At 70.0% G+C, this 12185-nt stretch carries 8 protein-coding genes; 6 read left to right on the forward strand and 2 right to left on the reverse strand.

The window, feature by feature from the left end; translation table 11 throughout:
* Positions 1–98: 98 nt before the first annotated feature.
* Positions 99–509 (forward strand): hypothetical protein, encoded by a 411-nt coding sequence (locus QHF85_RS40865; protein WP_281332860.1) that lies wholly within the window; start codon positions 99–101, stop codon positions 507–509.
* A 65-nt stretch (positions 510–574) separates the two neighbouring features.
* On the opposite strand, the gene QHF85_RS40870 is transcribed toward QHF85_RS40865, so the two are convergent.
* The gene (locus QHF85_RS40870; protein ID WP_281332861.1) at positions 575–1462 is read right to left on the reverse strand and encodes a hypothetical protein; all 888 of its coding nucleotides are present in this window, start codon (positions 1460–1462) and stop codon (positions 575–577) included.
* A gap of 182 nt (positions 1463–1644) precedes the next feature.
* Positions 1645–2886, reverse strand: a complete 1242-nt coding sequence (locus tag QHF85_RS40875; protein ID WP_281332862.1) for a hypothetical protein — start codon at positions 2884–2886, stop codon at positions 1645–1647.
* A gap of 240 nt (positions 2887–3126) precedes the next feature.
* On the opposite strand from QHF85_RS40875, the gene QHF85_RS40880 reads away from it, so the two are divergent.
* The 5 genes from QHF85_RS40880 (at position 3127) to QHF85_RS40900 (ending at position 11874) form a co-directional block, all read left to right on the forward strand.
* Positions 3127–4875, forward strand: a complete 1749-nt coding sequence (locus QHF85_RS40880; RefSeq protein ID WP_281332863.1) for a DUF1588 domain-containing protein — start codon at positions 3127–3129, stop codon at positions 4873–4875.
* 37 nt (positions 4876–4912) lie between these two features.
* Entirely contained in the window at positions 4913–6445 is a 1533-nt protein-coding gene (locus QHF85_RS40885; RefSeq protein WP_281332864.1) for a DUF1552 domain-containing protein, read from the forward strand.
* Complete coding sequence (locus tag QHF85_RS40890) at positions 6442–6834, forward strand: YkgJ family cysteine cluster protein (protein WP_281332865.1); 393 nt, start codon at positions 6442–6444, stop codon at positions 6832–6834. The genes QHF85_RS40885 and QHF85_RS40890 overlap by 4 nt, the downstream gene beginning before the upstream one ends.
* Positions 6835–7260: 426 nt before the next feature.
* On the forward strand, positions 7261–10338 hold the full coding sequence (locus QHF85_RS40895) for a pentapeptide repeat-containing protein (protein ID WP_281332866.1): 3078 nt from the start codon (positions 7261–7263) through the stop codon (positions 10336–10338).
* Between the two features lie 297 nt (positions 10339–10635).
* Positions 10636–11874, forward strand: a complete 1239-nt coding sequence (locus QHF85_RS40900; protein WP_281332867.1) for a hypothetical protein — start codon at positions 10636–10638, stop codon at positions 11872–11874.
* The last annotated feature ends 311 nt before the right edge of the window (positions 11875–12185 follow it).

The raw sequence follows: 12185 nt of genomic DNA on the forward strand, positions 1-12185 counted from the left end.
ACGGCGGTCGAGCCGAGCCACGGCGCGCCGCTTGTATCGGGAAAACGTCGGCACCACGTCCGCTCTTGCCGCGAGAGGAACGCGGGGAGGAGGACGACGTGAAGCAGCCGAAACCGCCGCAGGCCACGACGCCGGACAAGCATCCCGAGGAATACCTGCACGACCTCAACCCGACCGCGCTCGCCGGGCAGAACATCGGAAAGGACGCGCCGCACCCGGAGAAGGAGGAGGGGCACAGCGCCTACGACATCAAGGAGGCCCACGACGCCCTGCCGGATCTGACGGCGGACGAGCTGCGCGAGCTGCGCGTGCTGCCGCCCGGCACGCCGCTCCTCGAGAATGCGACGTACATGGATATCCGGCACCGCGAGCGCGGCGAGATCCTCGGACGCGCCGGCCTGTTCGCGGACGACGTGCACTGGTACGTGCTGAAGAGGGAGGTCGATTACGAGCTCTGGAACAAGCTGCTCGGCATCCACCACGTGAAGCGGACCGGCACCGGAGGGTAAACCTCGGCGGGGGACCGAGCCGAGAGGCGCCGGCCGCAGGGGCGGGTGAGGCCGGCGCGGGTTTTTCAGGGCGCGACGCCGCGCGCGGACAGGTTTCCCTCGAACGGCGCTCCCGGGCAGCTCCCGAGCGCCGCCGGGGCCGCGAGCGTGAAATCGATTTCGATACGCGTGCCGTCGATCGTGCCCTTCACGATCGACGCCGGCCCCCCGCAGAAGAACGCGACCTGCGCCTGGTCGAACGGATACGCGAGATGAGCCTCGTCGATGGTCGTCTCGAACGAGCCTTCCCCGACGGGCGCATGCAGCTTCATTTCGAGCAGCCCTCGCTTGCCCGCGACCTCGAATTCCACTTCGCACGCCTTTCCGGTGCACGAGAGGCTGTCCGCGCCGCCGAGCGCCACCCCGCCGAGCGTGCCTCCGAGCTCGGTATGGAGCCCCGTCATCAGGTCGCCTCGGAGCGAGGCCGTCACGACGTCCGTCGTGGCCTCGCCGCCGGGGCAAGCGCCGAGGCGCGTGAGCGAGGGCAACGTGAATGCGGCTTTGTCCGGCGTGGATCCGCGGGTCACCGAGCTGTTTGTTCCGACGCACAGGATCTCGCTCGGCGCGTCGGGGGATGATATCGAAACGATGCCGACGGCCGGCGTCACCGATTGATCTTCCTCCACGTCGCCGATGCCCCAGAATCGCGCGCTGAGCGCGCCGTCCGCGGGGTCGTCCGTGACCTGATACTCGGCCGAGATGCGCCACGCGCCGCCCGTTTGCATGCGCGACATGCCGCCCAAGCAATAGGCCTGCTCCGCCGAAGCGCCGTTCAGCGTGCCGTCGGTTTCGAGGATCGCCGCGCAGGAGGGCGCGGGGTCGGGCGGTTCGCTCGGCGCATTCTCGGCGCCGCACGCCGACACCGAGAGAATCGCCAGGGAAGACAGGATGCCGAGGATCGAATGTGCACGCATGAGGTTCTCCTCCCGAGGATGGGGGATCGTTTGATAGGACCTCGTATTGGCAACCGGCGTGCCAGCGCGCGGAGGGCGCGTTTTCAAGCGGGAAAACCGGGGGGAGGGGAGGGGCTGGGGCGCGCGTTGCTCGAATTGAGCAGATGTCGCTCGCCTGGAATTTCACACCGGGCGGCAGGACTTCACGGGCAGACCGCGCTGCGCTCGCCGACGCCGTGGGCGATGAACTGGATCGGGTGGCCGCCGGTGAACGCGCCTGCCGGGAGCTCGTCCCAGGTGACGCCGTCCGTGCTGCGGAAAAACCGCTGCTTTTCGTACCATTGATCCCAGCCGCCATTGACGGCGACGTACGTGCCTCCGTCGCTCCGGGCCACGGCGCCGACGATGGGCCCGGGGCTCGTCTCCGTGGTGCCGTCGTCGTTTTTCTTGCGCACCTCGGTCGGCGTCTTCGTCCACGCGGCGCCGTCCGTGCTCGTGAACCGCTGCGAGACGTAGTTCGCGTCGCGACCCCACGTGACGAACGCGTCGCCGGTCCAGAGGAGGCGCGCGTCGACCTCGCCGCCGATGTTCGATTCGGTCCAGGTGTCGCCGCCGTCGAGCGAGCGGCAAGCGACGCCCGTGCCGCCGAGGACGACGGTCGTGCCATTGCCATACGCGAAGCCGCCGGCCCATTGAATGTCGCCCGCGCACGCGGCCGGGAGCGTGGTCGGGCGCGCCCAGGTCGCGCCGTTGTCCTTGCTCACGTTGATGTCGTTTTCGCTGCCGCTGCCGAACGCGAGCAGGAAGCGGCCGCCGTCGTGCGGCGCGAAGCCGGTCCGGCGCACGTTCCACACCTCGGAGGTCACGTCGCCGCCCGGGGTCCACGCGCCGCCGAACGCGTCCGAGACCTGCGGCGGACGCTCGCCCGCGAGGAAGACGTCGTTGCCATACGCGAGCCCCGCGAACGTCTTGCCTTCGAGCACGTTCTCCCAGTCGACGCCGTTCGTGCTGCGGCGGATCGAGCCGGGTTTGCCCCAGCCGAACGTCGCCACGAAGAAACCACCGCCGTAGGTGATGCCGCGGCCCGCGCCGGCGTGGTGATCACAATCGAAATCGGCGCTCGAGAAGCAGGGATACGCGTCGTCGTCGGAGCGGTTGCCGACCCAGGTCATGCCGTCGTCGCACGAGATGACCGTCCGCCCGACCATGCCCTGCGCGACGAAAATGGGCACGAGATCCGGATCGGCGATGCCGCCGCCCTGTCCCCCTTGACCGCCGCCGCCCTGTCCTCCGCCGCCCGGTCCGCCCTGTCCTCCCGCGCCGCCCTCGCCCGCGCTGCCGCCCGCGCCTCCCGCGACATCGCCGCCACAAGCGACGAGCACGAGCGCCGCCGCGGCGAGCGCCGCCTTGCCGTATTTGCCCACGAACGCCGCCGAATCGAGCATGGTGAGAATCCTCCGCGCCAAAGGAGATCCGCGCAGCGCCGGCGCGTCAAGGGCCCTGTCTTTCGACGCGTCGTGACACGGCCTCTGGATCCAGTGGCAGAATACGATGCCAGCTTTGCGCGACGCGGCGCGGTTTTCGGCCGTTCGACGCTCTGGCGCGCGCTTGCCGATGCGGATACGTTGGGGCCCTCGTGCGCGGGGGAAAGCCTCGTGACCGCTCTTGCCAGGAGGTCCTTTTCGATGCTGCGAAGACGCTGGCCATGGCTTTTGGGACTCGGCGCCCTCACCGGCGCCTGCACGGGGCTCATTGGAGAGCCTCTCGACGGGAAGGACGGCTCGACGCCGACGTCCTTCGTATGTGACACGGACGCGGTGCCCGAGGCGCTGCCGCTGCGCCGGCTGAGCCACCTGCAATACCGCAATACGGTGTCGGATCTGGTGCGCTTCGCCGTGCCCGCCGCAGCCGAGGAGATCCTCGGCGGGGCCGCGCCGCTCTTCGCCCAGCTGCCGGACGATCAGCGCGTCGGCCCGGACAAACATTACGCGGGCTTCACGCGCCTCGATCAAGCCCTGCAGCAGCAGCACGTGGACGGCGCCTACCGCGTCGCCGGCGAGATCGGCAAGGCGCTCACGGCCTCACCGTCGCGGCTCGCGGAGCTCGCGGGCGCCTGCGCCACGGACGCCGACGCGGCGAATGACGACGCCTGTCTCGACGACATGATCCGCCGCTTCGGCGAGCGCGCCCTGCGCAGGCCCGTGACGGACGAAGACGTCGCGTTTTATCGAGGCCCGGCAGGCGCTTCGCCGTTCGACGCGGCCGACTACGCCGACGTCGTCGCGCTGCTCCTGAATGCGCCGCACATGATGTATTTCGTCGAGCACGGAAAGGAGGGCAGCGAGTCCACGGCGCCGCTCGAGGCCTACGAGCTCGCCTCGCGGCTGTCGTACCATTTCTGGCAGACGCTGCCCGACGAGCCGCTCTTCGCGGCGGCGCGGAGCGGCGCGCTGCTCACCGAGGCGGGCTACGAGGCCGAGGTCGAGCGGATCTGGAGCGATCCGCGCACGCGCGTGGCCATGGGCGAGCTCTTCGGGCAATGGCTCGACAACACCACGCTGGAGGAGCTCGACGCCCGCGTGGGCACGCCGCTCTTCGACGCGTTCACGGCCGGGTATACGCCGGGGCCCGACCTCCGCGAGCACATGCTCGCCGAGGTCACGGACGCGGCGCTGCATTACACGTTCGAGGAGCCGGGCACGTTCCGCGATCTGCTCACGAGCCGCAAATCGTTCGCCCGCACCGAGGACCTCGCAAGCCTGTATCACGTGCCGGTATGGTCGGGCAGCGGCGAGCCGCCGGAGTTCACCGAGCCGGAGCGCGCCGGGCTCTTGACCCGCGCGGCCTTCCTGGCGACGGGCTCGGCGAACACGCGCCCCATCATGAAGGGCGTATTCCTTCGCAAAGCGCTGCTCTGCGACGAGATCCCGCCGCCGCCGCCGAACGCCGCAGCGAACCCGCCGCAGCTCAGCGAGAGCCTGTCCACGCGACAGGTCGTCGAGGAGCTGACGGGGCAAGGCGCGTGCGCCGGTTGCCACAAGGTCGTCATCAATCCGCTCGGCTTCGCCACCGAGAATTTCGATTCGCTCGGCCGCGTCCGCGCCGCGCAGGCGCTCTTCGATCCCGCCACGGGCGAAGTCGTGGGGACGGCCAGCGTGGACACGGAGGTCGTGCCGCGCGTGGAGAGCGGCGACGAGACGGTCGCGAAGAACGCCGAGGAGCTCACGAACCTCATCGCCGCGAGCCCCAAGCCCTATGCATGTTTCGCCCGGCAATACTTCCGGTTCACCTTCGGCCGGCTGGAGGACCTCGATCGCGACGCCTGCGCGCTGTCCGACGTGAAGCTCGCCCTCGACGAGGGCAAGCCCATGGCGGACGTCCTCCGATCCATCGCGCGGAGCCAGGCGTTCCGCATGCGCTCGTTCGTCGATTGATGGTGCGGGAACAACGGCCCGGTAACTGGAGAATGACATGAAGAAGCTCAACCGACGCATGTGGCTCCGAGGCGCGGCGGGGTTCACGCTGGCGATCCCGTTCCTCCCCTCCCTGTTCGGCAAGGACGAGGCGCTCGCCGCCGGCGGACCGAAGCGCTTCGTCGCGCTCGCGACGCAACACGGCGGCGTCTGGCAGCCGCGAATGTACCCGAACGACGCGACGCTCACGCAATCGACGATGTACGCAGGGCACGACGTCCGGCGCGGCGCACTCGCGCTCGAAGCCGGCAATGGCGTGGCCTCGCTCTCCCCGGTCCTCTCGGGGGATTCCGCGAAGCTCACGAGCGCGCTCGTGCAAAAGATGAACGTGCTGCGCGGGCTCGACGTCACGTTTTACCTGGCGCACCACCGCGGCGGCCACCTCGGCAATTACGCGGACAACGACGGCAACGGCGCCGACGGACAGACAGTCCAGGAGAAGAAGCGGCAGACGATCGATCAGGTCCTCGCCTGGTCGAGCAAGTTCTACCCGGATCTCGGCTCGATCCGCGAGCGATCGATCGTGATCGGCAGCGGCGGGATGTCGCACGGATGGTCGAACCCCGGCAACCAGACCGGCGACATCCAGACGATCACGCCGGAGAACGACTCGCTCGCGCTTTTCAACAAGATCTTCGTGCCCCCGCAGGATCCCGGCCAGACGCGCCCGCCGATCGTGGACCGCGTGCTCGCAGACTACAAGCGCCTGCGGGACGGCAGCCGCCGCCTGTCCTCGAAGGACAAACAAAGGCTCGACGACCACATGGATCGCGTGAACGAGCTCGAGCGCAAGCTCAACGTGAGCGCGTCATGCGGCGACATCCAGGTGCCCCCGAGCTCGTCGATCGACGAGTGGGCCTCCTCCTCGTTCTCGGTCGACCCCGAGGCGCAGAAGCGATTCTGGCAGCTCATGAACGACGTCATCGTGGCCGCATTCGCCTGCGACACGTGCCGCCTCGTGACGATGAACGTGGGCGACCATTTCTCGAATTACGTCGGCGACTGGCACCAGGACGTGGCACACCAGGCAAACGTGAGCGCCGAGCGGCACGAGTATAACTTCGACGGGCACCGGCGTTTCTTCGAGGACGTCTACCTCGATCTCGTCTCGAAGCTCGACGCCTTGCAAGACGCGAGCGGCGGCTCGGTGCTCGACCATTCGCTCGTGCAATGGACGCAGGAGTCGGGCTGCGTCACGCACGATCCCATCGAGATGTGCGTGGTCACGGCCGGCGCCGCCGACGGGTTCCTCTCGACAGGCAACTATTGCGATTATCGCAACCTGCAAAAACCGGCAGCCAAGGCGGACGGGACGAACCTCGTCGACTCGCACGTGGGCCTGGTCTACAACCAGTGGCTCGGGAACGTGCTACAGTCGATGGGCCTCGCGCCCGCCGACTACGAGACGGACGGGTACGGCGGCTACGGCCTCGTGCAGCTGTCGACCGAGGGCTGGTACGGCGGCTACGACAAGTACACGAGCGCCGAGCTCGGCGTGATGAGCGAGATTCTCCCCTTCCTGAAGGCATGAACGAAAAGACGCACCTCCCGCTCGATCCAGATCTCGCCACCGAGCGGGAGGCGCCCGTCGATCCCGAGACAGGCGAGCCACTCGATTGCACACGCTGCGGAGCCTGCTGCGAAGCAGGGCCAGGGAACATCCCCCTCACAGAGGACGACCTCGTCCTCTGGCGTCGAGCAGGCCGGCACGACCTCGCCGAGCGCGTAGACGAGGGCCATTTCGGCATGATGGCATTCCCCACGACGCACGAGGGCGCCTGCATCTACCTCACGCGCCCCGAAGGCCAGAGCATCTGCTCAATTTACGAAGGCCGCGCGAGCACATGCCGCGAGTTCCAGGCAGGATCATGGCAATGCCTCGAGTTCCGGCGAGACGCTCGGAAGAAGGGGCGGCTTTAGGTCTCATCGGGATGCGCCGCGCCGGGGCGCTGCCCCGGGCCCCGCGGGGGCTATCCGCCCCTCGACCCGGACCAGGGCCAGCCCTGGACCTTTCGTGGAAGAACTGCGCTGCGCGCAGTTCTTCCAACAGGCCGGTGGTACCGTGTCGCCGCCTGAACCGTCAGCGCTGCTGTCTTGGTTGGCAGGGTCGCCTCTGGTCTTGACCTGGCCTGTTCGATGAACTGCGCGGAGCGCAGTTCATCGACCCCGAGTCCAGCGCTTGCGCTGGTCCAGGTCCAGGAGCGGACAGCTCCTGGTGGGGCCTGGGGCAAAGCCCCAGCGAGGCGCATGCCATGACGGGACAAGGCTCTTGCCTTGCGCTCCCCGCCGGGGCTACGGTCGTTCCTGCGCGCGACGTGAGCGAGCGCCTTACCAGGAACGCGGGTAGTGCCCACCACGTCCCCCTTCCCGATCCCCGTTTCTGCCCTCAAGCCTGTCGCTTGTGGCTCGACGCTCTGGCGGAGCGGCGGTGTCCTGCGCGCCACGATCTTCCTCAAGCTTACCGTCTCGCTCACGCATGAGCGCACGGCCTGGCCGACCACGGCCCTCGATCTCGTCCGCGAGGAGAAGAACCGCGACAAGAGCCCGGCGGCGAGCGTCGTCGAGGCCGCCGAGACCGCGCCGTATCTGCCGTCGGCGGGGGTCCTCCTCTCCGGTCATGCTTACGCCCCTGGTGGGCGGCCTGTCCCTGCGCTTTCCGCGCGCCTTGCGATCTTCCGGGAGCGCGGCCTGCTCGACAAGACCATTCATGTCTTCGGGGACCGCGCCGCGAATGCGCCTCAGGTGCCTCGGCCCTTCGACCGTATGCCGCTCATCTACGAGCGCGCCGGGCTGACCGACGACAACCCCGTCGGCGTGCCGCCGAGCGCGCCTGCGCTGCCGAACCTCGTGGATCCCCGGGGCCCGACGCGCGCCGCGGGCTTTGGTCCCTACGGGCGGTACTGGCCGCATCGAAGGCGTTTGCTCGGGAATGTCGACCGGAAGCGGCTCGACGGCGTCGTTGCCGACATCCCCGACGGCTTCGACTTCCGCTGGTTCAACCCGGCGCCGCCGGACCAGCAGATCGAGTTCCTCCGCGGGGAGGAGTGGATCGTCCTCGACGGCATGCACCCGAGCCTGCCGCGCGTGCAGTCGCGGCTGCCGCTCGTCCGCGCCAAGGCGTGTACGTTCCTCGTGGGGCCGGGCGGGCCGGGGCAGGGGCGCGTGATCGACCTCGCTGCCGATCTCCTGGTCATCGACGCTGACCGGCTCGTCGCGTCCATCGTCTTCCGGGGCAACTTCGCGTTCGACCGGCTGGAGACGGTGCCGCAGCTCCGCGCCTTTGCGGACGTGGAGCTGCCGGGCAACCCCATTCGCTGGCCCGACCCGGCCGAGGTGATGCGCGCGCCTGCGCCCGCGCCGGTCGTGGTCACCGCGCCGGCGCAGGCTCCCTCGGCGGACATCTTCACGACGCTCCCGGTTCGGGAGGAGAAATCGACGTCGAAGGCGGTGCTTCCGTTCCAGCCGCGGCCTCCCGGCGCGCCGACGGTGCTCCCGGCGAACACGCCGCCGCTGCCGCCGCGCCCGCGCGTCGACCTCGGCGACGACGATCCGCTGATGCGCACGCACGCCATCGATCCGGACGAGCCGCCTTCGCGTCCGGCGATGCCTTTCATGAACGCGTCGCCGGGCGCCGCTGCGCAGGCCCGCGCCGCGCTGGGCGTGCCGCCGGCGCCGGCGCCGCCGCCGAGGCCGTTCCGTCGGGATGACGACGACGACGCGACGCGGGCGATCGACCTGGCGGAGCTCGAAGCGAAGCGGGCGGCGGCGACGCCGTTCGAGAAGGGTGGGGCTGGGGACCGGGCGCCGGGGAGCGTGCGTCTGCAGCCTCCGCCGGCCGTGCCGGGGCCACCGCCGATGGTGCAAGCGCCGCCGTTGCGGGTGCCGACGCCTTCGGCAGGTATGCCAGCGCCGCCTGCGGTCGTGCCAGCGCCGCCTGCGGTTGTGCCGGCACCGCCTGCGGTCGTGTCTGCACCGCTTGCGGTCCTGTCGGCGCCGCCCGCGGTTGTGCCGGCACCGCCTGCGGTCGTGTCTGCACCGCTTGCGGTCCTGTCGGCGCCGCCTGCGGTCGTGCCGGCACCGCCTGCGGTCGTGTCTGCGCCGCCTGCGGTCGTGCCGACGCCGCCTGCGGTCGTGTCTGCACCGCTTGCGGTCCTGTCGGCGCCGCCCGCGGTTGTGCCGGCACCGCCTGCGGTCGTATCTGCACCGCCTGCGGTCGTGTCTGCGCCGCCTGCGGTCGTGTCTGCACCGCCTGCGGTCGTGTCTGCGCCGCCTGCGGTCGTGTCTGCGCCGCCTGCAGTCGTGTCTGCGCCGCCTGAAGGCGCCTCCGCGCCCCTTGCTCCCCCGGCTCCCGAGGAGACGGGCGTCCGCGCCACCGTGCTCGCGCGCCTCCGCGCCGGCGAGCGCAATCCGCTCCACGGCCTCACCGTCGCCGGCGCCGACCTCTCGAACCTCGATCTCAAAGGCGCGAACCTCTCCGGGCACGACCTCGGCGGCGCCAAGCTCTCCGGCGCGAACCTCGAAGGCGCTCGCCTCTCCGGGACGCGCCTCGTCGACGCCGACCTCGAAGGCGCCGTCCTGCGCGACGCCGACCTCAAGGCCGCCGACCTCTCCCGCGCTCACCTCGAAAAAGCTCGCTTCGACGGCGCCTCCATCGAGCAAGCCATCTTCACCTCCGCCCGCGGCAGCGGCGCGAGCTTCGACGGATGTCGCGGCCGCACACCCGTCTTCGCCCGCGGCACCTGGGACGGCGCGAGCTTCCGCGCCCTCGACGCGCTCGGCGCCGATTTCACCGGCGCCTCGCTCGAAGCCGCCGTCTTCGAACGCGCCGTGCTGCCCGAGGTCAAGCTCGTCGACGCCCGCGGCAAAGGCGCGAGCTTCCGCGGCGCCCGCCTCGACCAGGCCCACGCCGAGGGCGCCGCCCTCACGGACACGAACTTCCACGAGATCGACGCCAAAGGCTCCACCTGGGAGAACGCCGGGCTCGCCGGCTCATCGTTCGAGTCCGCCCGCCTCGACAACGCCGTCCTCACGCGCGCGACGTGCGAGGGCGCGACGTTTTCGCGGGCGAACCTGAAGGGCGCAAACCTCGGCCGCGTCCAGGCCGACCGCGCGAACCTCGACGGCGCGAACCTCGACGGCGCGGACCTGCGCCAGGCCCGCATGCACGAGGCCCGGTTCGAGGGCGCGAACCTGCAGAACGTGATCGCCGGCCGCGCCGATCTCTCGCGCTCGCACTTCACGTCGGCCGACCTCACGAACGGGAATTTCCGCGCGGCGCTCTTCGCCGGGTCGAACCTCGCGAAGGCCAAGCTCGACGGCGCAGACCTGCGTGACGCGGATCTCCGTCGTTGCACGCTGAGCGGCGCATCGCGGAGCGGCACGAAGCTGATGGGCGCCAACATCCGCGACGCCGTCGATGAATGAGCGCGCCCCGGGGTCGCCTTCGGCGCCCTGCGCCCCGGATCCTTTCAACACTCGGGGCTTCGGGTCGCCTTCGGCGCCCTGCGCCCCGAATCCTTTCAACACTCGGGGCTTCGGGTCGCCTTCGGCGCCCTGCGCCCCGAATCCTTTCAACACTCGGGGCTTCGGGTCGCCTTCGGCGCCCTGCGCCCCGAATCCTTTCAACACTCGGGGCTTCGGGTCGCCTTCGGCGCCCTGCGCCCCGAACCCCGCTGCCGAGGATTCGCCCACGGAGCGCAAATCCAGGTACAGTGCTCGCCCATGAGCGGAGGCCGTGGTGAAGCCCTGAGCGCGAGCGCGTGCCGCGACGAGGCCACGCTCCGCTCCTTCATCGAGACGCGGATCAGCCCGAACGCGTGGCCCATCCACTCGCCCGCGCTCCGCCGCCGCATCCTCGACGAGGGCATCGACCTCGAAGCCGCCCGGCACTTCACCATGGACCTCGACGCCATGGAGCGCTTGATCCGCGTGTTCGAGGCCCGCTCGTGCCGCGTCGAGCGCCTGCTCGGGATCAACAACGCCTTCCACCGGACGCTGCACAACGACGAGGTGCTCCTGCGCCTCCTCCTGCTCGAGTGGCCCGAGGCCGCGCCGCTGCCCGACGAGGTGCGGGAAGCGCCGATGCGCGTCTACCCGAACGTCGACGCCATCGCAGCGGTCCTTCGCGATGCGCTCGGGCGGATGCTCGAGGCCGGCACGCCCGCGTCGCTGCTCGCGCGGGATCTCCTCGCAGCGCTCGGGCACGACTACGGCCACTCCGGGGGCACGGATCGCATGCGCCCGGACGGCGTGCCTGCGCCGCTCACGCACGAGGACACGGCGGAGAAGTACGTCGCGCCGATCGGGCTCGAGTTCGGGATGCCAACGGCGCTCGTGCTGGAGAGCATGGCGGGCATCCGCGCGACGACATTTTTCGTGCGTCCAGGCCGTCCGCGCATCCAGGCCGTGACCGAGTTCGAGCGTCGGCTGACGCTCGCCGACGTGATGGGGTGCGTGCTGCCGCCGCACCTCTGGCTCACGCACGTGGGAGCGCCCGTGCTCGTGGAGAAGATGCCGATCTGGCGGCGGCGCCTCGTGCAGATTCCAGGCGAGCTCGGGGCGATCGAGGCGCGGCTCGCGGTCCTGCCGGACGACGATCCGACCCGTGAGGCGATCGCCGCCGAGCGTGAGGCATTGCTCCTCGAGGACTCGCGCATCGTCAAGCACGTCGAGGAGTGGTTCCGCAGCGAGCGCGGCTTCTTCACGTTCATCGAGTCGACACGTCTCGGCGTGGTGCCGCGCGCGCGCGACCTCTGGGGCGGGGTCCTGCGCGGCAAGATCGAGCTCATGGAACGCGTGCTTGCCCGGAAGGAGCTGCTCGCGCCGCTCGCCGCGCAGGGGTTTCCGTTGCTCGGTCAGTACGCCGAGGAACTCGCGAACGCCGAGTCGCTGGAGAGCGTGATCGAGCGACGCTCATTCGACCCGGGGCTCTGCGAGATCCTGCGGATGTTCCTGCCCTGAGCATGGGTTTCTTTTTGGGGCCGCCGCGCCGGGGCGCTGCCCCGGGCCCCGCGGGGGCTATTCGCCCCTCGACCCGAACCAGGGCCAGCCCTGGACCATTTGGGGAAGAACTGCGCAACGCGCAGTTCTTCCCACAGGCCGGTGGTAGCGCGGTGCCGGCTGAACCAGCAGCGCTGCTGTCTTGGCTGGCAGGGTCGCTCGTGGTCTTGACCTGGCCCGTTCGATGAACTGCGCATCGCGCAGTTCATCGACCCCGAGTCCAGCGCTTGCGCTGGTCCGGGTCCAGGGGTGGACAACCCCTGGTCGGGTCC

This window comes from Polyangium sp. 6x1 (assembly GCF_029946515.1).
In the GTDB taxonomy this organism is placed as follows: Bacteria; Myxococcota_A; Polyangia; order Polyangiales; family Polyangiaceae; genus Polyangium.

Coding starts and splice junctions, on each gene's coding strand:
- QHF85_RS40870 (WP_281332861.1), bottom strand. CDS start 1,462: ATGCGTGCACATTCGATCCTCGGCATCCTGTCTTCCCTGGCGATTCTC.
- QHF85_RS40875 (WP_281332862.1), bottom strand. CDS start 2,886: ATGCTCGATTCGGCGGCGTTCGTGGGCAAATACGGCAAGGCGGCGCTC.
- QHF85_RS40880 (WP_281332863.1), top strand. CDS start 3,127: ATGCTGCGAAGACGCTGGCCATGGCTTTTGGGACTCGGCGCCCTCACC.
- QHF85_RS40885 (WP_281332864.1), top strand. CDS start 4,913: ATGAAGAAGCTCAACCGACGCATGTGGCTCCGAGGCGCGGCGGGGTTC.
- QHF85_RS40890 (WP_281332865.1), top strand. CDS start 6,442: ATGAACGAAAAGACGCACCTCCCGCTCGATCCAGATCTCGCCACCGAG.
- QHF85_RS40900 (WP_281332867.1), top strand. CDS start 10,636: ATGAGCGGAGGCCGTGGTGAAGCCCTGAGCGCGAGCGCGTGCCGCGAC.